The organism is Chryseobacterium lactis (genome assembly GCF_003815875.1).
Lineage (GTDB): Bacteria > Bacteroidota > Bacteroidia > Flavobacteriales > Weeksellaceae > Chryseobacterium > Chryseobacterium lactis.
This window is the reverse complement of record NZ_CP033924.1, coordinates 4,557,925-4,578,820: the sequence shown is the minus strand read 5'-3', so window position 1 is coordinate 4,578,820 and position 20,896 is coordinate 4,557,925. Positions and strand designations below refer to the sequence as shown.

Genomic DNA, 20,896 nt, shown 5'->3' with positions numbered 1-20,896 from the left:
ATACAACTTTACTTAATATTGTAAAAATAAAGAAATAACAATACCTATTCATACACAAATGTCTTAATATATTGGTGCTGGGGAATACTTCTCAGCACCCTTCGATGAAGGGTATTTGAATGGAATGAAAGAAAGAGTTGTATAAAAAATAGTAAATGTCAAATAATTTAATATTCAAGAACAATTATTTTATCATTCAATTGGTAGATCAGAATATTGAAATCTATAAAGAAGCTTGATTTAAAATCACGGTTTAACGTATCAATTGTTTTACCATTATTCAAATCAAAAATGATGATATCTGAATTTCTTACAATACATAGAATAGAATCCGTCAAATAGTGCGTATGAAGTCGATGAAAGTTTAAAAAGCCATGATTTGTTTTATGAATTTTTAACGGGCTTATATTATTGTGAACAGAATATTCAAAAATGGAAAATGAATCATTTAAGTCATCATCATTTTCATAGAGTAGCACCGTAAACTTTTCTCCTGTGGCGTTAAAAGCCAGATTGTGAAAGGCTCCGTCATAATCCAGATCATCCATATCATACACCATATCCAGTTGCTGCGAATCGTTGATCCCGAAAACTTTTACACCCTGAACTCCATAGGTGGCATGCGTTGCAATAAAAGCTAATTGACCGGGTTGATTGGTACTTTTAAGGCATTCCATATATTCATAGCCAACCCAGTCTTTTTCTTCATTTTCGCATTGATCCAGCAAATTGACCTGTAAGATCTCTTGATGATTTTTAAAGATTTTGCAATTGGAATGGTAACTCGAGTGCTGATCAAAAAATAGTTGTTCTATTTTGTTTTGATCATTGAGTCTTAAAAGAATATCTTTTTTATCCTGAGAGAGGAGTTCCTGAGAAACCAGATTACCACTCCCATCAAATTTGAAATAATAGATATTCTCAGAATCGCAACCTGCCATTTCAAAAGAATGAACCTTCTCTAAGTACTTAAAAAAGGTTGTTTTCTCAATAAAATGAGCATTAAAATCTAGTTTGATTTCATCCGTTAATTTTATATCCTTATCAAAAACCGATATTGTCCGGTCTTCAAGAACATAAATTCTTTTGGATTCGTTGCTATAATCTATAAATGCCATTATGGTGTTCTAATTTCTTAGTGGTACAAAGTGCAATATATAGATTATATCTGAATATTAGTTAAGATCATAATTAGCAATGACCAAACTCAAAACGAAGTGAACATAATTTTGTTCAACATCTTTTCTGTTGATCAGTCTGTTTTTATATTCGTAAGAACTTAAATCTCTTATCAGTCTCTGATACGTTTCAAATTCATCACCTTTTATTTTTACTCTTGTATTCCCGTCTCTTCTTGCAACAAGCACATCATCTAAAGTTCTCACCTTAAATAAAGCTTCACATAATGTCGGGCGAGACCTCATTGATCCAATGTATCTTTCAACTATATTAATCTTGAACGAGTCAAATAAAATGGTATTAAAAACAATTTTAGAATTAGGCTCCTGAGTATTGAGCTCAAGCTTGTAGTTCATTAATTTAAATTTTGGTAAAGATAAGTTTAATTATCCCAAAAACCAGTACCATTTTAATAGATCGTTCACATTATAATAATTGAATTTTATAAGACTTATTAAAAATTAGATATTATGAATTACATTTTTACAGATAAAACATTGATATTTAAATAAGTTCTGTTGGTGCAGAACGAGAATAGCGAAAATTTATTTTTTTTAAATAAAAAAAGAATAATACTCCCAAATAATATAAATATCAGCTTATAAATGAACAGGAAGGGAAAAACAAGACATTTTTTCTCTTCTTTTATTTTTTTCCTCATGAGCATTTACGTAATTTTATTGTCTGTATAACAGAATTTATATTAATACAATGGAGAGATATAGTTACGGAATGGTTGGCCTTGGAGTAATGGGGCGGAATCTTCTTTATAATATTGCTGATAACGGCTTTTCAATCGCAGGCTTTGACCTTGACGAGCAGAAAATAAAAGAATTACAGGAAGGGGCAACTTCAGAAATGAAAGTAAAGGGAATCGGCTCTTTGGAGGATTTTGTATCAGCACTGGAAAGTCCCAGAAAAATTATTCTTATGGTTCCGGCCGGAAAACCCGTAGATGCTGTTCTGGAAAGTATTACCCCACTTTTAAGCAAAGGTGATATCGTAATTGATGCCGGTAATTCCTATTTTGAGGATACAAACAGACGCATTGCTGATCTGGCTTCAAAAGACCTTCACTTTATGGGAATGGGAGTTTCCGGAGGTGAAAAAGGTGCCAGAACAGGTCCGAGTATCATGCCCGGAGGAGACTTGGAAGCATTTCACCAGCTTAAACCTATGTTGGAGGCGATTGCTGCCAAGGTAGATAACGAAGCTTGTACCGCTTATATGGGGAAAGGCTCGGCCGGAAACTACGTAAAAATGGTACATAACGGAATAGAATATGCCATTATGCAGCTTATCAGTGAAGCGTACGACCTGCTGAAAAGAGGTACTAATCTTAATAACGATCAGCTATACGAAGTTTTCAAAGAATGGAATAATGGTGAAATGAATTCATTCCTGATTGAGATTACCAGAGATATTTTCCAGCAGAAAGATTCATTAACCGATCAATACCTTTTAGATCAGATTTTAGATAAAGCAGGTGCTAAAGGAACCGGAAAATGGACTTCAGAACAAGCTATGGAAATCGGGGTTTCTATCCCAACCATTGATATTGCGGTAACTTCAAGAATTTTATCCGCTTATAAGGACGAAAGGGTAAAGGCCTCTCAATTATATCCTAAAAAAGAAATTTCAAATCCTGAAAATATAGATTTATTCATCAAAGAAGTTGGAGACGCTCTGTTTTTAGCTAGTTTAATCAGCTATGCCCAAGGATTGGCCTTACTGGTAAAGGCATCTGAAGAATATCACTTTGAAATTCCGTTAAAAGATGTAGTTAAAATCTGGAGAGGCGGATGTATTATCCGCTCGGTTTTATTGGAGAAATTTTATACTGCGTATACCAAAGATCCTAATTTGTCTAATATTTTGCTCGATCAGGAAATTGCAGCTATCGTTAAAGAAAAAATGGATTCATTGAGAAAAACGGCCGCTTTTGCAGTTTCAAACGGAATTTCAAGCTTGGGACTTCAAACGGCGTTAGGCTATTTTGATGCGTATACTACAGAATATCTGCCTATCAATTTAATCCAGGCACAACGTGATTACTTTGGAGCACATACTTATCAGAGAATCGATAGAGAAGGAGTATTTCATACTTCATGGCAAAGTGCAAATAGTTAAAATTCGGAAAAATGAATGAAAATAGAAGTTTGCAGCCCACAACTATAATTATTTTTGGGGCTACAGGAGATTTGGCAAAAAGAAAACTTTTTCCGGCCTTTTACAATTTATATATCGATGGCAGAATGCCCAAAGGCTTTAATATTGTTGCCTTAGGAAGAGCAGAGAATACCAGCGAAAATTTTAGAAATTATATCAAAGAAAATCTGGAGAGCTTTTCCAGGAAAAAAGTAACATCTGAAGATTGGGCAGGCTTTCAGGCACATATCACTTACTTCCAACACCAATTGGATGAGGAAAGTTCCTATAAAGATCTCTATCAGAAATTACAGGATTTCGATGGTGTCTATGGGATGAGAGCGAACAGGTTGTTTTACCTATCCATTAGTCCCAACTTCATTACCACGATTTCCAATCATATCAAAAACACGTCATTAGCTTCTGATGCTAAAAAAGACCGTATCATTATTGAGAAACCTTTTGGACACAATAAACAATCTGCCATAGAACTGAACAGTCTTCTGGCACAAACCTTTGAAGAAGAGCAGATCTACCGTATCGACCATTATTTAGGAAAAGAAACCGTACAGAATATACTTGCATTCAGATTTGGAAATTCAATTTTTGAACCTTTATGGGACCATAAATATATAGAATCGGTACAGATTACGGTAGCTGAGGAAGTAGGAGTGGAAACCAGAGGTGCTTTCTATGAGCAGACAGGAGCATTAAAGGATATGATTCAAAATCACTTGTTGCAGATTCTGTGTATGGTAGCTATGGAACCACCTGCTTCATTGAAATCAGGAGAAATCAGAGATCGTAAAGTAGATGTTTTAAAGGCGATCCGCAGGATTTCCCCGGACCAGGTGGATCATTATGCTGTAAGAGGTCAGTATGGAAGAAGTATTGTTGCCGGAGTTGAAGTAAAAGGGTACCGCCAGGAGAGTGGTATTGCCCCTGATTCGAATACAGAAACATTTGCCGCGATAAAATTTTATCTGGACAATGAAAGATGGCAGGATGTACCGTTCTACGTTCGCACAGGGAAGAAAATGAAAGAAAAACATTCTTATATAACCATTCAGTTTAAGCCGCTTCCTCATTCAACATTTTCAGATACACCCTATCTGTTGTCTGCCAACAGGCTGATCATTAATATCCAGCCTATGATGGACATCAGACTTTTGTTTATGGCCAAAAAGCCAGGACTTAGCATGGATCTGAAACCGGTAGAAATGATCTTTGACAATTTTGCCTGCCAGGAAGATACACCGGAAGCTTATGAAACCCTGTTACAGGATGCTCTTTTAGGAGATCTTACCCTATTTATGCGTTCGGACCAGGTAGAAGAGGCCTGGGACGTAGTTACCACCATCCAGGAAGCTTGGGAAAATAGTAAAGATTCTTCATTTCCCAATTATAAGGCAGGAAGCTGGGGCCCGGAAGACAGCAATGCATTAGTTGAAAGACAAGGGCACAGCTGGGTATAACACAATAAAAATTTAAAAAGAAAAAAATGAATATTACAGTATTTGATGATTTAGAAAAACTGTATATAAAAGCAGCGGATACTTTTGTTGATCTTTCAAAACAATCGATTCAGAAGCATAACAGATTTGCAGTAGCTTTAAGCGGAGGTTCTTCTCCCAAAGCTATTTTTAAATTGCTTGCCACTGAAGAATATGCCGCTCAAATTGAATGGAATAAACTCTATTTCTTTTGGGTAGACGAAAGATGGGTGCCTTTGAATGATGATAAAAGCAATGCCAAAATGACCTTTGAAACATTATTGGATCAGGTTCCTGTTAACAAGGATCAGGTTTTTCCGATGTATCAGGACGGAATACTTCCGGAAGAGTATGCAAAAGAATATGAACAAAAGATTAAAAATGTCCTTGGAGACGAAGGTGTTTTTGATTTCATTCTTTTGGGAATGGGAGATGATGGGCATACTGCATCTTTATTTCCGGGTGAAGAGGTCTTGAATGAAAAGGAAAAGTGGGTTTCTGCCTACTATCTGAAGCCGCAGGAAATGTTCAGAATCACTTTAACGGCACCATTAATTAATAAGGCTGAAAATATACTGGCAGTAGCATTTGGAGAATCTAAAAAACATGCTTTGAATGAAGTTCTGAATGGAGCTTACAATCCTGAGCTGTATCCGATGCAACTTATTGAGAAAAAAGAAGGCTTCCGTTTTTTTACAGATGAAAAAGCGAGAGGATAAAATAGAATAAAAAATGAGGGTGTTTTCCCTTAAAATAAAGGCTTTCAAATTATTTTGAAAGCCTTTTCTCTTTATTTTTATTCTAAAACTGAACCATCAGAATACACAATTTTCTTCACATCAAAATCAAATAGTAAGTCTTCAAATTTGGCAGAAGCTATTTTCTTATCATCATTGGAAAACTGATTGTAGTCAAATGCTGCGTCCCCTTTAAAGGTTGAGTTACCTGCAATTCTGTCATCTGTAAAGTCCATGCTGTAGGAATCTCCGATTTGTTCGCCTAAAGAATTAAATATTTTAAAACTGATTTTTGCCGCTTTTATTTCCTTTGCCGACTTATTCTGTATCGCATATTTGAATAAGTTATAATCTTCAAGTCTTCCGGCATCAAAATTACTTGGAACATATTCTTTAGCAAAAATAGTGACGGTAAGCGCTTCCTTCATTTTCTGTTTTCTTGCTTCCATTTCTTTTTTGGCCTTTTCAGCCAATGCATCCTCTTCGGCTTTAAACTTTTTAGCATCATCCAAAATACTTTGATAGGTTTTACTTTCCAGCGATTCACCTTTTAATTTTGCCCGGATGACCCAACCGGCAAATAAACCGGCATCCTGTTCGTTCCATTTTTTACTTTCCGCTATTTCTTTCAGATCCTGAGGCATCGTGGCTTCATTGTATTTTTTGCCCGTAGGATTTGAACAGGCGGTTAAAAATACTAAACCACAGAGTATCAAAATTTTTTTCATGGTTTTGATTAGTTTAAAATTATTAGTTTTTACAATAATAACTAAAAATAATGAAACGACAGAATATATAATTACCTGCAATTCCCTCATAGAAAACTATAATGGCTGAAGCCAAAACAGCATCGCTAGATTTCTAACGATGCTGTAAACAAGTAGTGTTTTTTACCTTAATCACTTAACTGAATGTTCGAACCAACTGTCATTAAATAAGGGACATAACTCAATTGAATTATGTGTTTTTCTACTTATTAATAGTGTTTTAATATAAAAAGCGGTTATTAGTTTTTACAAATATATGAAATAAGACACTATAAAGTGTGCAAAATATTGAAAATTTTCTTAAACTTGTATCCTTGAACGTTTTACCATGGAAAGAAAATCAGCAGGAGGGAGCATTCGCAATAAGGAGCGAAGTAAGAAAAAATTTTTGGATGCAGTTGGAAAAATTCTGAAAACCAAAGGTTATCAAGCTTTAAAAGTTAATACGATAGCCGCTACCGCTGGTGTAGACAAAAAAATGATTTACACCTATTTTGGTGGGATTGATGGGCTTATAAATGCCTATATCCGCTCCAAGGATTACTGGAGCATGATCACGATTGAAGAAATTGAAAGAATAAAACCTAAAATAGATGATGGTGGAAAATCTTTTATGGAAGAGATGCTGTTATCTCAATTTGATTATGTTTATACCAACAAAGAGGCACAAAAATTATTATTGTGGCGTATATCTGAGCCCCGGAAATCGTTAAAAAAACTTACCGACACTCAGGAAGAAAATGGAGAGCATATTTTTAAATTGATGATGGATCCCCATTTTGGAGTACGTTCCAGAGATTTTCGGGCAATATTAGCCATTATCGTTTCAGGGTTATATTACCTTAATCTGTATGCTGCTGTTAACGGCAGTATTTTTTGTGGAATAGATATTCATACTCCTAAAGATCGAGAGAACATCAAAAAGGCAATATCTTATTTGTTGGAACAAAGCTATAAGCATCTTAAAAATTCTGATAAATAAAACCTATTTTCATGCCTATTGCATTGTAATAAGTTGTAAAATACAAAACAGCATCCTGAAGATGCTGTTTTGCGTGTCGTGTTTTTACCTTAGTGTTCGAAATTGTCTTAAACAGAGGGAACTTAATAATAACTGCTTTTGTTTTCGACCCGTGTTTTTATATATAGAAGGTTTTAGTTTGTACAAATATATAAAATAAGACACTATGAAGTGTCTAAACTGAATTATTTTTTTTGAAAATATTTGTAATTTACTGTTATTCAGGTGTTAATTTTTATTCTAAGTGATGAAAATCCTTTGAAATATATTACGACAAGTGTTTTCTGTAATATAAAAAAACAGCATCATTTAGATGATAAATGATGCTGCTTTCAGTAGTTTATTTTACCTTAATTATTAAATCTTCGAAACTAATTATCTTAATCAAGGGAAACGTAATGCTATCGAAATTGTTTAGTTTTCAATCTAAATAGTGTTTTAATATAAAAATGGTTATTAGTTTTGTGCAAATATATAAAATAAGACACTTCGAAGTGTCTAAATTAAATTAAATTTTATTAATATTTTGTAACGTGTTGATTTTAAGTATGTTTTTTTTATTTAAATATGAAAATCTCTTTTATTATCAAGATGAAAAATCTTATTTAAATAAAAAAAACAGCACCATTAAAAAACTCAACGATGCTGACAATGAGTAGTGTTCTACCTCAATTGCTTAGTCTTCAAAATTGGCTTAAACTAAGAGGATATTCGACAATCAAGGTTGTTTTTTATTGTAATCAGATTGTTCTTTTTAATTACAACTGATTTTTATTTTATGCAAATATACAAATTTAGACACTTTGTAGTGTCTAAAATAATAAAAAAATCCTTAAACTTGTATATTGAATTTTACCATGGAAAGAAAATCAGCAGCAGGCAGCATTAGAAATAAAGAACGCAGTAAAAAGAAATTTTTGGATGCAGTTGGAAAAATTCTGAAAACAAAAGGATATACAGGATTAAAGGTGAACGATATTGCTGCTACAGCCGGAGTAGATAAAAAAATGATCTATACTTATTTTGGAGGTATAGATGGTTTGATGGATGAGTATATCCGATCACAGGACTACTGGAGCAAGACGACCAGTGAAGAAATTGGAAAGATGAATCCGAGAACAGATGATGGAGGAAGATCATTTGCGGAAGAACTTTTGCTGGCTCAATACGAATACGTATATAATAATAAAGAAACCCAAAAGCTGTTATTATGGAGGTTGTCCGAATCGCGGAAAGAACTGAAAAAAATGACGGATACGCAGGAAGAAAACGGTAAGTTTCTTTTTGATACGATGGGTTCACAGTTTAAAGAAAATTCTGAGGTTTTTCGTTCTGTCATGGCCATCATGGTTTCGGGGTTGTATTACCTGAATATGTTTTCTTCTATGAATGGCAGTATTTTTTGTGGTATAGATGTTAATACTCCTGGAGGACGTACCCAAATTAAAGAGGCTCTTTCTTTTTTATTAGATCATACTTTTGAAGATCTGAAAGATGAGAATAAAGAATAGGCTCAGAAAGGCCAGTTCAACAATAAAAATGCCCCGTTAGATTTCTAATGGGGCTTTTTACAATAGTGTTTTTACCTTAATTACTTATTAACCAATTTTAATCAAGGAAGATCACATCATCGAAATTGTTTAGTTTTTCAACCTGAATAGTGCTTTTGTGTATATAGATGGTTTTAGTTTGTACAAATATACAAATAAGACACTATTAAGTGTCTAAAATAATTAAAAATTTTAATATTTTAATTTAAATAGCTGTAAATCAGTTTAATAATTTTCATTTTAAAATGATCTATATTTTGCTTGCTATCTGAAATCGTGATGTATTGTAGATAGATTCCTTTTATTTTGTTTTTTTTCAAATGGAAAAACAAGTATTCCCTGAGGTATTTTTAGCTTTTAATTTAGATCTTTTTATCCGTACAGACCGGTTTGTTTTAGATGTAAATATTAATTAAGACACTTTTGGGTGTTTAAAAATAGCAAAAAATTCCTTAAACTTGTACTGTTGAATGTTTAGTCATGGAAAGAAAATCAGCAGCAGGTAGTATCAGAAACAAAGAACGCAGCAAAAAGAAATTTTTGGATGCGGTTGGAAAAATTCTCACCACGAAGGGATATGCAGCATTAAAAATCAATGATATTGCTGCTATTGCAGGAGTAGATAAGAAAATGATCTACACTTATTTTGGCGGAATGGATGGTTTGATGGACGAATATCTTCGGACACAGGATTATTGGGTACGTGTCAACAGTAAGGAAGTTGAAAAAATACAGCCTAACTTAGAGGATGGGGGAAGGTCATTTATTGAAGCAATGTTGATTTCTCAATTTGACTATGTCTATAACAATAAGGAAGCCCAAAAATTACTATTGTGGAGTATTTCTGAACCCCGGAAATCATTGAAAAAAATGATTGATGAGCAGGAAGAAAACGGAGAATATATTTTTAAACTCATGATGACTCCGCATTTTAAAGAAAAAATGGGTGTTTATCGTTCAATTATGGCGATCATGGTGGCGGGTCTTTATTATATGAATATGTATTCTGCTTTAAACGGAAGTGTTTTTTGTGGGGTAGATATTAATAGTCCCGACGGACGTGAGCATGTGAAGAAAGCCATTTCTTTTTTAATAGATTCTACTTATAAACATCTGAAATCTGAACAGGATGAATAAGAAGATATAAATAATATTTTTACTAAAAATATATGAGAGGCTGCTTCTATAAAACGAAAGCAGTCTCTTTGCTTTTATTATTTTTAATAAGAACCTGTACAAAAAATATTCACTTGGTATGGAATTAATTTAATAAAAGCAGAATCTCGTTTTTGTCTTTTTCATGGTTTTATCGTAGGTATATTGGCTTTCTCGAAGAAAAAAGGTTGCATATACTCTTTAAAACAAAATCATATATTTGCAACCTCAAAAACTGGTAAAGAAATAACTATGAAAAAAATTTATAAATTATTGATTGGATCTACGATTGCTGTCGCATCATTCAATACTTTACAAGCCACAGTGCGGTATGTTAACCTATCAAATATTACAGGATCTGCACCCTATACATCATGGGCGACTGCCGGAAATGACCTCCAGACTGTCATTAACGAAAGTGTTGCAGGAGATGAAATCTGGATTGCTTCAGGTACTTATATACCGAATTCACTTCCTTTAGGGGCAATAGGAACAACTTTGGGTGGAGCTACAGTTTTAAACTCAAGAGATTATACTTTTTTTGTAAAAGATGGAGTTAAAATTTTTGGTGGATTTTCAGGAACTGAAACGCTGTTCAATCAACGTAATCCTATTGTTAACAAAACGATTCTCAGTGGTGATTTAGGGGCAATTGGCTCCAAAGATGATAACTGCTACCACGTTGTTATTGCTTCAGACGGTACTTTAGGGGTTACTATTGATGGCTTTTCAATCACAGGAGGGAATGCTGATAGTTCCTCAGGCGGTATGGAAGTAAATGGTAAGAGTATTTTTCGATGGTACGGAGGAGGAGTATATGCCTGCTATGGAAAAAGTATGATCAGTAATAATATTTTTTATGATAATACAGCAGGAAATAATGGTGGTGCAATTAATTCTTTAAATAACAGTAATATTGTAATTTCCTCAAATACATTTTACAATAACAATGCTATCGATGGTGGTGCTATTTATTCTTACACCAATACTTCCATCACGGTTTCAGATAACATTATTCGTAATAATACGGCAAGTACCGGAGGAGGATTTGCAACATATTACAGTACCAATACCATTAGCGGAAACAAGATTTATGAAAATATAGTCTGGGGTGAAGGTGGAGGAATATATGTGACAAGTGGTACAAGTATTATCAATAATAACATTATCAATAATAATAAAACGGACCATAACGGTGGCGGTGGGCTCTATCTTAATTACGGAAACAATACCATATTTAATAATGCTATTTATGAAAATACAGCGTTGGGTGTTGGTGGAGGAGTATTGTTAACCGGTAATAATACATTGACGAATAATATTATTTTTAAAAATAGATCGAGTAATTATGGAGGAGGAATCTACATGGGAACTGGAACTCATACCATAATTAATAATACAATATACAGTAACTCTATCAATACAAACAGAGAAGGAGGCGGGATTTTCACTACTGCAGGTTCCGGGACGTTTAAAAACAATATTTTTTGGGATAATAAAAAAGGGATATCAAATAATACTGTAAGCTCAGATTTTTATAATATAAATAACTCTGCGCAAGTCAGTTTTACAAATAACCTGTTACAGCTTCAAAGTTCCATGTATATGATTGCTAATTTTAATTTTTTAGGATCTAATGCTCAGGGAAATATATTTGGGCAAAACCCAGGTTTTGGTAATCCTGCCAATCCACTAGGAGCAGATGGAGTTCCACTTACTGACGATGATGGTCTCGCGTTAGTAAGCAACAGTATTTGCAGATCTTCAGGAACTACTTCCGGTGCACCTGCTACCGATTGTACAGGAGCAACCCGCACGGGAATTCCTAACCTTGGTGCCTATGAAGTGATTTTTCCTCTCGTACTTGGAGTAAGTGATGTTGCCAGAAAAAATAATACTGTGAAAATTTATCCGAATCCGGCAAAGGATTATATTTACTTTTCAGAAACAGTATCCGATATTATGATATATACCATGGATGGTCAATATACAGGAGTCTCTTCAACTCATGAAAAAGCGAACATTTCTCATTTACCTAAAGGATTGTATATGATTACAGGAAAGGATAGTAAAGGGAATATAATATCTCAAAGACTCATTAAAGAATAAAATAGAAAATTAGTTGGTATAGATTGATTTTTTATCTAAAAATAAAACCCTTGCTAAAACAGTAAGGGTTTGTTTTTTTTGTGTAGAATAAAATGTTTTCTAATTCAATAATTTTCTTCTTCAGACTAAAGTAAATTCCTACATTTGCTATTCATCTCAGATATTTCCCCAATACTTTAAAAACTAATAAAAAATTGAAGAAAATAGTAAGTGTGATGCTTATACTTTTATCAGGAATAAATGTATATGCACAGAATACATATGTCTTTTTCGGTTCATTTAACCGCGACAAAAATACAGAAGGAATTTATGTATATGAATTGGATATCATCAAAGGTAACTTATCAAAAGTAACATCAGTTAAGGGAATTTTAAACCCATCATTTCTAACGCTGGCTCCCAACGGTCAATATCTTTTTGCCTGTACGGAAAGCAAAACGAAAGACGCAGGAAGTGTAAGCAGCTTTAAATTTAATCCCGAAAAAAAATCTCTGACCTTTATCAACAGCCAAAGAACAGGAGGCGAGAATCCTGTTTATATTACCGCTCACAAAAACGGCAAATGGCTGATTAATGGTAATTATACCGAAGGAAGCGTTTCTGTGTATCCGGTTTCAGAGAACGGGCTTATAGAGCCAAGGGTACAAAATTTTCAGTATTCGGAGGGAAGTACAGATCCGGACAGACAAGAACGTTCTCATATTCATTCCACCGTTTTTTCTCCTGATTTTAACTATGTTTTTGCCCCCGATCTTGGAGCAGATAAAATCAGAGCATATCAATTTGAGAATAATAAAACGGAACCATTGACGGAAATCCCTTTTAAACAAGCACCTTTAGGAAGTGGGCCCAGGCATTTTACTTTTCATCCCAATGGTAAATTTGCTTATTGTGTAGAAGAAATGGGAGGAGCTGTAAGTGCCTATTCTTATGATAGCGGAAAACTGGAAAGTATTCAAAGAATCAATACCCATCCGGATCAGCTTAAAGATAATTTTGAAAACTCAGACATCCATATTTCTCCTGATGGACGTTATTTATATGCATCAAACAGAGGCTCTGAAAATAATATTGCCATCTTTTCAATCCAAAATGACGGTACCTTGAAAACAATAGGGTATCAGAAAACGGGAGGGAAGCATCCTAGAGTATTCACCCTTGACGAGACCGGAAAATTTTTAATAGCTACCAATTCCGTAAGCGGGGATGCATTTGTCTTTAAACGAAATGAAGAAACAGGACTTCTCAAAAAAGTAGGAAAGAAGATCAAAATATTTGGTGTTTCTTCAGTACAGATCAGGAAATATTAATCGGGCAGAATTAAGATTTAAAACAACAAGTAAAGAGAATATATAAAACCACGAATTTTTAATTAAGTCCGTGGTTTTATATAAATGTTTCAAAGGAGAAGTTTACTTGATTTTTACTGCAATCGCATCTATTTCAAATAGCATATCGGGTAATGCCAGTTGACTTACCGGAATGAGAGTACTCGTAGGTAAATCGGTTGTATCCCATACTTTCTTTGCCTCTTCAGTCCATATTTCAAGCTTTTCCTGGTTGTGGTCAACAATCAACAGAGTGATTTTAACAACATGATCAAATGTCATAGAATGGCTTTTTAATACTATTTTTAAATTTTTCAAAGCATCCTGAACCTGAGTTTTAAAGTCAGGGGCTAATGTATGATTTTCCCCAACACCACCGCTTTGGCCAGAGATAAAACACATCTGAAAAGGAGAATCTACTGAAATACTATGCGAAAAACCATAAGGAGTGGGGTTGAACAGTTCCGCAGGATTGATGAGTTGGGGTTGCTTATTATTTTCCATGATCTTCTTTTTTAATGGTATAAAAATATAGGATAATAACGGAGAAAACATATACATATGTTGAGAAGAAAGTTGTTTTAATGATGTATGATCCGAATCGTTAATATATATTCATGGAAAAAACGAATGCTGCTCCTGACGAACAGCATTTTTGAGTTATTTATTCAACAACAATACTCTCAATCCCTTTTTGCAATGCCGTTTCCTGAATGACTGGAACAGACATGCCCTCTGCACGTACCACAGAAATATCTGTCATGCCCATAAAGCCCAGGGTCTTTTTAAGATAAGGAACTACAAAGTCATAAGCCTGCTTTTCACCTTCGGAATAAATTCCGCCACTTGAAAAAGCGAGATATACTTTCTTATTTGTAATCAATCCTTCGGGGCCGTTTTCTGTATAACGGAAAGTGGAACCTGCTCTCGCAATGTGATCCAGCCAGGATTTCAGGGTTGAAGTGATGCTGAAATTATACAAAGGAGCTTCTATGACAATAATATCAGCTTCTTTCAGTTCGGCAATTACGGTATCAGAAAGAGCTACTGTTTCTAGTTGTTCCGTGGTGCGGCTCTCAGCTGGGGTAAAAAAGGCACTGATGTGTTTTTCTTCCAGATGTGGGAAAAGAGGATGGGTCAGGTCACGTTTTTTTAAAATGCTGTCGGGATATTTAGCAATGATTTTTTCAATAACTGCGCTACCCAGTTTTTTACTGATTGAAGATTCACGTCTTGGACTTGAAACGATATGAAGTACTTGTTTCATTTTTTAATTTTTTTAAAATTTTACATTTCAAAATTATTTATATTTACTAATAAAAAGATAGTAGTTACTCAAAGGTTAGTAGTAACATTTAGGTTAGTTACAAGAAAAATAAAGAGAATGGAAGAAGAAAAAATACTGTATTCACAACCTCAGTGCAGCACTCATCTGTCTGCTACGGAAGATGCATTATATGTTCTTGGAGGGCGATGGACCTTGCGGGTAATGATTGCTATTTTAGGAGGTCATAACCGTTTTAATGAGTTACAACGAACGGTAGAAGGTATTTCAGCAAGAGTATTGTCCAATGAATTAAAAAAGCTGGAAATGAATCATTTGTTGGAAAGAAGAGTTCTTGCAGATCAGACGCCTGTGTTGGTGGAGTACATTCCTACAGAATATAGTCAGTCATTGAGAGATGTTATTGCTGCCTTAGCAGATTGGGGGAGAAAACATAAAAAGAAAATTACAGCCTGAGATGGTGGAATAAGTACCAATTCAACTGGAATTTGATGAGTATGATCCTGAAAGGCTGTGATTTATAATAATATTTTTTTGAAATTAAAAAATCAATAAAAATGTATTATTTATAAATTAACATAACTTTAAGTTTTTTATGGATTAATAAGTTGCATCATTTCTACTACTTTAGTTATTTTTACTCAAATTAATAATGACAAGATGATTATATGCGAAGACTTACTTTTTTCTCATGGGGCTCAATTGGTAAAATATAATGCTTCGGATTATATTTTTCAGGAGGGAACGTCTGCTAAATTTTATTTGCAGATCAGAACCGGAACCGTAAAGTTGAATACGTTCCTGGAAGATGGAAAAGAGTTTGTTCACGGACTTCCTTTTGATGGGCATTGTGTGGGTGAAAGCTACCTGTTTACAGGGCATAACTACGCTGTTAATGCAATTGCCGTTACTGATTGTGAAGTGATTAAGATTCCAAAGACTAAATTTCTGCCTCTCCTGCTGGAGAATCCCGCATTAATGCTCAAACTGAATAATTATACAGCCGACAGATTGCATTTCAGGTACATGATTTCCAGTTTCCTGGCTATTTCTGACCCGATTGTAAAACTTAGAAAATTATTTGATCATCTTAAAAATTACTTTGGTTTTAATGAAATGTATTCATTTCCTGTTCCTTATACCAGACAACAAATTGCGACTTTAACCGGCCTCCGGGTAGAAACCGTCATCAGGTATGTGAAAAAAATGGAGGAGCAAAGATTAGTTAAGCTGGATAGTACTAAAATCTATTATTAGTCGAAAAGAATAATCAATGCTCCATGATAGGCGGAGATTATTTTAAGATCAGAACAGGCTGATTGGTATTTTGATAAATTCCTTCAGAAATACTTCTGCTGGCTAGATAATACAGGAAGCTATGTCTTCCCGGTAAAGCAATAATCAGATCTGTATCGTTGGAAGAAGCAAAATTCAAAATGCCGTTGATGATATTTTCGTCATAAGAATAATGAATACTGCTTGGGATGTCCGTCAGATGTTGTTGAATATAGGTTTCTAATTCTCTCTTTTTTTCCGGGCTGATATCAGTATCTTCTTTGGTATTGATATTCAAAAACAATAAATGCACATCTTTTTTCTGGATAACAGACTTGTGATGAAAGAGTCTTTCCAGCTTTTTAATCCCATTCAGATCGCAGGGAATAAAAATATTTTTGATGGTACTGTATCTATAGCTATTGGGAACGATCAGTGTTTTAACGGGGCTTGTTCTTGCAATGCTCACGATATTATCAGAAACAAAGCTTTCATTAGAAGACGTAGAATCATCACTTCCCAAGATAATCAGTTCAATTGAAGGCTGATTTTTCAATACCTCATTAATACTTCTTGTAAGTGCCCAATCACTTAATAGCCTTGAAACTTTTATTTCAGGAGATATTTCCGTTACGATAGTACTTAGCTGATCAAATAATAATTCAGTTCTTTCCAATAAATTGTTGATGCTTTCTTCATTGACAAAGGAATGTCCTTCAGCAATATGCAAGTAATCAAATTCAGATTCTCCGGCAATTTTCAATAGAATAATATGTTGGTATTCGTAGTGTTTTGCCCATTCTGCAGCAACTCTTACTGCATTTTCTGTCGTTGATGTAAAATCAATAGGTACAAGGATTGTTCTCATTTTATCGGTATTTTAAATCCTGATTATTCAAGGTTTGCGGTCATTTTCTTTACTAACAGAAGTGCTTTATTGATTTCATCTTCATCAAAATCACCTGCAGCTTTTCTATAAAGCTCCAATGCCCAGGGATAAACAATTTCTATTATTTTTTTCCCTTTTGAAGTCAGGAAAATCTGTTTATTTCTTCTGTCATTTTTATCAGCAACCCGTTCTACCAAATCCCGTTTGACAAGGCTATTGATAAGATAGGTAATGCTTGATTTATCTTTACTCACTTTATTGCCGATTTCCTGTTGATTAATCCCGTCATTGCGTGATAAAAGTCCAAGGATTTCAACCAGCTCAACAGAAAGATCCGGTTCATACTCATTAATACAAGCCTGAATCTTTTGACGTAAGCTGCTTTTCATTTCACTCATCGCCCAGCCCAGTTCTAAGGCCAGTTCTGAGATGTTATTTTGGTTTCCTGACATGCTTAATGGTATAATAATTCAACTCAAAGCGATAGACTTAATGAAATCTAATGGCATTGCTCTTCCTAACAAATGTACGTAAAATTAGTTTTAATTAAAACTAATTAATCATAAATTATTTAGGATGTCCACTCTCATAGCACTTCAAAAGATGACCGAGGCAAAGCAAAGAATAGAGGTTACATAAAATTCAAAAATAGATAACGTTAGATTCATTTTGGTGAAATGTCTAATTCATAGTTTAGTGAAAAATTTTTAAACTAAAAAGCACTTATGAATTACATGTATCGCTTCTTATCCCGGTTCTTACCGGTGTTTTGCCTTGCTCTTGTATCATGCACATCAGATCAGGATCTTTCCTCTGCCAATGAAAAAGAAAGTTATCCTCAACAAATGGCGAAAATAGCTCCTGGTGCGGGTATAAAAGTACTTACCTATAATACATTTTTATTAAGGGATATCAGTGTTTCTTCTACTACTCAATGGTCGCAGCAGGCCAGGGCAGAGAAGTTGGGAGAGGCCTCTTTTTTGAAGAATTATGATGTTCTTCTGCTTCAGGAATGTTTCGATAATGCTGCAGCCAATAAGCTTCGTCAAAAGCTTCTTCCTACTTTTCCGTATCAGACTCCGGTGTTGGGACAAACGAAAAATGGCTGGAATAATACTTTTGGAGACTGGCGTGAAATAAGTTCCGGTGGACTGGAAAATGGAGGCGTTATGATTGCGAGTAAATATCCCATAGAAAGAACGGATCAATATATATTTCCGGCTGGATGTGATTTTGATGCGCTTTCTTTAAAAGGTTTCGCCTATGTCAGAATCATTAAAGATGGAAAACGAATCCATTTGATCTCAGTTCACACACAGTCTACGCAGCCCGGATGTAAAGGAAAAGAAGTAGAAATCCGTGCGCAACAATTGGGTATTATGAAATCTTATATTGACAAACTTAATATTCCGGCTGATGAAATGGTGGTGTATGGAGGAGATTTCAACATTATCAAAGATAGCCCGGAATATCCTAAAATGCTGCAAACGCTTAATGTAAATGCTCCTGTTTACAAGGGTTTATCATCAACATGGGACACAAAAACGAATACAATGGCTTCTTACCATTATCCTTACCCGGCTAATCAACGAGAATATCTTGATTATATTTTTGTTTCCAAGGCTCATCTTGTGCCTGCTTTGTGGCAGAATGTAGCATTTGATCCTGTATCTTCAACGTTGATGAATTATACCAATTTGACCGGTGATCCCTATTATTGGGCAGATTATTCCGATCATTATCCGGTGGAAGGAAATATATATCCGGATCAGAACACTCCCACAAAAAGTTTAAAATTCAGAAAGCATGACCGTATTTCATTGAAATCTGTATCTACCGGAAAATACATCAATATGAACCTTTCTAAAACTGATGACTGGTTAACTGTTTCTTCCACTCAGCCGGATGAAAAAACCTGGTTTAATATCATCAATACGGGAGCTTCTGATAATTATTTTGATTTAAAAGAAGGCTTGGTAAGAGTGGAAAGCAGTGAACGGATTAATAATTTCTGGTACTGGGAATCTGTGAGCAGCGGAAGTTATTATTTCTTCCCAAAACAGGGTAAATCTTTAAAAACTCTTACTCTTCAAATAGTAAAGAAAAAAGCAGGAAATCAGTCTGCGAGTGTGGAGGATGGAGATATTGTTGCTTTCAAGGATAAAACGGCAGTGGGCAATACGTACTATCTTCAGGTATATAATAAATCAGGAACAGACTGGGTGTATCTTAATGGAACCAGCGTGAGCTCTGACGTACAATTTGAAGTAAAAATGAATAATACAAGTCCACAACCGTTCTAGAAGTAATACAAAATGGAATAATATACAAATGGCAGCTTATAAGAGTTGCCATTTTTTTAGACACTTTAATCTTGTAACAGGAACAAATTTTGCTTTGTATTAGTGTATTAAAAGTCTTCACAATGTCTGAAATTGCGTTAAAAAGAGTGTATGAAACTCCTTCTCCAAAAGATGGATGCCGTATTTTGGTAGACCGTTTATGGCCTCAGGGGCTGTCTAAAGAAGAGGCTCATCTCGATGAATGGAATAAAGATCTGGCACCCTCTTCAGATCTTAGAAAATGGTTTCATCACGAGCCTGAATTGTGGAAAGATTTCTCTGAAAAATATGTACAGGAACTTCATGAAAGTAACCTGGGAAAAGACTTTTTAGAACAACATAAAGATCAGGAAAAAATTACACTGCTGTATGCGGCAAAAGATGAAGAGCATTGCCATCCTATCATTTTGAAAAGATATCTGGAAAGTCTTTGATGATGTTGTAAGAGTCGTTTTGTTTCAATAAAGTGTTGTTTGTAGTATTGATTATTAAAAATTTTCAATGGGCATTTCTTCAAACACTTTATTAAGCCATGAAGAAATATTTTCAAAAAATTGTTTGTTGATGGTCTTATTCGGGACTTTATCCTGAATATCAGAATGTACGGCCAATTCTACATTTTTAAATCCATCATTTTTTAAAAATTCAACCGTAGATTGTAGTCTTTTATTAAGATTTTCGGCAGGATTGGTGTTGATAAAAAGAAAGGGAAATTGTCTGGAAATACTTCTTGTCCAACGCTTTTCAGTAGCAGTTTCTATCAATGAAAAAAGAGTGTAAAATACGTTGTTGGTAAAGGATGAATCACGTAATCTATTTCGTAAAGATACTTTCTGATCAGGTTGGTTGAAAGGATGATTTCCTGATTTATTTTTAAAATAACCATTGTTCAGCTTCCTGAATAGATTGTTGATCAATTGACTTCTGTGACGGGGAGCAATTACATCAAGAAAATAAAGAATGCCAGTGATAACGCTGGTACCTGCAGGTTTATTTTCTGTTCCTATAATAACCGCACCATTAAAATGGATGGATGATTGCCGGAGCAGGCATCTGGTAATAAAGGATCCCATAGAATGACCTATGATAAAGATAGGCGCATCGGGAAAAGAATTGTCCATCAATTCAGCCATTAATTTGGCATCATAAATCAGTTGTTCTTTTGCATTTTTTAGCATAAAAAAGCCTAGTTGTTCTTTGCTTTTTGCTGTTTTTCCATGCCCTAAATGATCATAGGTAAGCACTGCAAAACCTTGAGAAGCAAGATGTCTGGCAAATCCTGTGTAACGTCCGCTATGTTCCTGCAAGCCGTGAAGAATGATGATGCTTGCTTTTATAGGCATTTCAGGTTGAAATACAGTATAATATATTTCATGGGTGATGATATTCTCGATACTGTTGCTTTGTAGGTAAGCTGAATTTTCTTTAATCATATTTTAGTTTTTATCAATGCTTATTAATTAGCCGTCAATGAGAATAACCTTGAAATATTTGGATATTCTCATCGACAGACTAATGTCATAACAGTTTGAAAATCGTATGGTTATGAAGAATCTAAAAATTTGTAATCATTAAATAATTTGAATAAATAATATTCCATTATTTAAAGCAGAAGGTT

The 20,896-nt window shown here is 34.5% G+C and carries 20 protein-coding genes; 12 read left to right on the top strand and 8 right to left on the bottom strand.

All coding sequences use genetic code 11. From position 1 onward, the window contains the following. Positions 1-167: 167 nt before the first annotated feature. Positions 168-1,118: a hypothetical protein gene (locus tag EG342_RS20460; RefSeq protein WP_103292806.1), complete on the bottom strand. Its 951-nt coding sequence runs from the start codon at positions 1,116-1,118 to the stop codon at positions 168-170. Between the two features lie 57 nt (positions 1,119-1,175). Further along, positions 1,176-1,535, bottom strand: a complete 360-nt coding sequence (locus EG342_RS20455) for a prevent-host-death protein (protein WP_103292805.1) — start codon at positions 1,533-1,535, stop codon at positions 1,176-1,178. Positions 1,536-1,890: 355 nt separating this feature from the next. On the opposite strand from EG342_RS20455, the gene gndA reads away from it, so the two are divergent. From gndA to pgl, 3 genes are read left to right on the top strand one after another with little or no spacing between them, the layout of a single operon-like run. Next, positions 1,891-3,309: an NADP-dependent phosphogluconate dehydrogenase gene (gene gndA / locus EG342_RS20450; RefSeq protein ID WP_103292804.1), complete on the top strand. Its 1,419-nt coding sequence runs from the start codon at positions 1,891-1,893 to the stop codon at positions 3,307-3,309. 11 nt (positions 3,310-3,320) lie between these two features. Beyond that, entirely contained in the window at positions 3,321-4,802 is a 1,482-nt protein-coding gene (gene zwf / locus EG342_RS20445) for a glucose-6-phosphate dehydrogenase (RefSeq protein WP_103292803.1), read from the top strand. A gap of 26 nt (positions 4,803-4,828) precedes the next feature. Then, positions 4,829-5,539 (top strand): 6-phosphogluconolactonase, encoded by a 711-nt coding sequence (gene pgl / locus EG342_RS20440; protein ID WP_103292802.1) that lies wholly within the window; start codon positions 4,829-4,831, stop codon positions 5,537-5,539. Between the two features lie 77 nt (positions 5,540-5,616). Here pgl and EG342_RS20435 read toward each other — a convergent pair whose 3' ends face one another. Continuing rightward, positions 5,617-6,285 (bottom strand): hypothetical protein, encoded by a 669-nt coding sequence (locus tag EG342_RS20435; RefSeq protein WP_123868144.1) that lies wholly within the window; start codon positions 6,283-6,285, stop codon positions 5,617-5,619. A gap of 367 nt (positions 6,286-6,652) precedes the next feature. Here EG342_RS20435 and EG342_RS20430 point away from each other — a divergent pair, with 367 nt between their 5' ends. From EG342_RS20430 to EG342_RS20410, 5 genes are all read left to right on the top strand, one after another. After that, a complete protein-coding gene (locus EG342_RS20430) occupies positions 6,653-7,306 on the top strand; it encodes a TetR/AcrR family transcriptional regulator (RefSeq protein WP_103292800.1) in 654 nt (217 codons plus the stop codon). Between the two features lie 896 nt (positions 7,307-8,202). After that, positions 8,203-8,856, top strand: a complete 654-nt coding sequence (locus EG342_RS20425) for a TetR/AcrR family transcriptional regulator (protein ID WP_103292799.1) — start codon at positions 8,203-8,205, stop codon at positions 8,854-8,856. Positions 8,857-9,375: 519 nt separating this feature from the next. Continuing rightward, positions 9,376-10,032: a TetR/AcrR family transcriptional regulator gene (locus tag EG342_RS20420; RefSeq protein WP_103292798.1), complete on the top strand. Its 657-nt coding sequence runs from the start codon at positions 9,376-9,378 to the stop codon at positions 10,030-10,032. A gap of 270 nt (positions 10,033-10,302) precedes the next feature. Beyond that, on the top strand, positions 10,303-12,159 hold the full coding sequence (locus EG342_RS20415; protein ID WP_103292797.1) for a right-handed parallel beta-helix repeat-containing protein: 1,857 nt from the start codon (positions 10,303-10,305) through the stop codon (positions 12,157-12,159). Positions 12,160-12,353: 194 nt separating this feature from the next. After that, positions 12,354-13,469, top strand: coding sequence for a lactonase family protein (locus EG342_RS20410; RefSeq protein WP_317126829.1), 1,116 nt, complete (start codon positions 12,354-12,356; stop codon positions 13,467-13,469). A 102-nt stretch (positions 13,470-13,571) separates the two neighbouring features. Here the strand turns inward: EG342_RS20410 and EG342_RS20405 are convergent, their stop codons facing one another. Both EG342_RS20405 and EG342_RS20400 read right to left on the bottom strand, forming a co-directional pair. Continuing rightward, positions 13,572-13,991, bottom strand: coding sequence for a RidA family protein (locus tag EG342_RS20405; RefSeq protein WP_103292795.1), 420 nt, complete (start codon positions 13,989-13,991; stop codon positions 13,572-13,574). Between the two features lie 160 nt (positions 13,992-14,151). Continuing rightward, complete coding sequence (locus EG342_RS20400) at positions 14,152-14,754, bottom strand: FMN-dependent NADH-azoreductase (protein ID WP_103292794.1); 603 nt, start codon at positions 14,752-14,754, stop codon at positions 14,152-14,154. Between the two features lie 117 nt (positions 14,755-14,871). Here EG342_RS20400 and EG342_RS20395 point away from each other — a divergent pair, with 117 nt between their 5' ends. Both EG342_RS20395 and EG342_RS20390 read left to right on the top strand, forming a co-directional pair. Next, positions 14,872-15,228, top strand: coding sequence for a winged helix-turn-helix transcriptional regulator (locus EG342_RS20395; RefSeq protein WP_103292793.1), 357 nt, complete (start codon positions 14,872-14,874; stop codon positions 15,226-15,228). Positions 15,229-15,432: 204 nt separating this feature from the next. Further along, positions 15,433-16,029 carry a Crp/Fnr family transcriptional regulator gene (locus EG342_RS20390; RefSeq protein ID WP_103292792.1) on the top strand — a complete coding sequence of 199 codons (597 nt, stop codon included), beginning with the start codon at positions 15,433-15,435 and terminating at the stop codon, positions 16,027-16,029. A 37-nt stretch (positions 16,030-16,066) separates the two neighbouring features. On the opposite strand, the gene EG342_RS20385 is transcribed toward EG342_RS20390, so the two are convergent. Both EG342_RS20385 and EG342_RS20380 read right to left on the bottom strand, forming a co-directional pair. After that, positions 16,067-16,915 (bottom strand): universal stress protein, encoded by an 849-nt coding sequence (locus tag EG342_RS20385; protein WP_103292791.1) that lies wholly within the window; start codon positions 16,913-16,915, stop codon positions 16,067-16,069. Between the two features lie 23 nt (positions 16,916-16,938). Then, positions 16,939-17,388 (bottom strand): MarR family winged helix-turn-helix transcriptional regulator, encoded by a 450-nt coding sequence (locus EG342_RS20380; RefSeq protein ID WP_103292790.1) that lies wholly within the window; start codon positions 17,386-17,388, stop codon positions 16,939-16,941. 273 nt (positions 17,389-17,661) lie between these two features. Between EG342_RS20380 and sph the strand changes: the two genes are divergently transcribed. Continuing rightward, positions 17,662-19,239, top strand: a complete 1,578-nt coding sequence (sph, locus tag EG342_RS20375; protein WP_103292789.1) for a sphingomyelin phosphodiesterase — start codon at positions 17,662-17,664, stop codon at positions 19,237-19,239. Positions 19,240-19,361: 122 nt separating this feature from the next. After that, positions 19,362-19,712: a DUF488 domain-containing protein gene (locus EG342_RS20370; RefSeq protein ID WP_103292788.1), complete on the top strand. Its 351-nt coding sequence runs from the start codon at positions 19,362-19,364 to the stop codon at positions 19,710-19,712. A gap of 54 nt (positions 19,713-19,766) precedes the next feature. Here the strand turns inward: EG342_RS20370 and EG342_RS20365 are convergent, their stop codons facing one another. Next, positions 19,767-20,711, bottom strand: coding sequence for an alpha/beta hydrolase (locus EG342_RS20365; protein ID WP_103292787.1), 945 nt, complete (start codon positions 20,709-20,711; stop codon positions 19,767-19,769). Positions 20,712-20,896 lie beyond the last annotated feature (185 nt).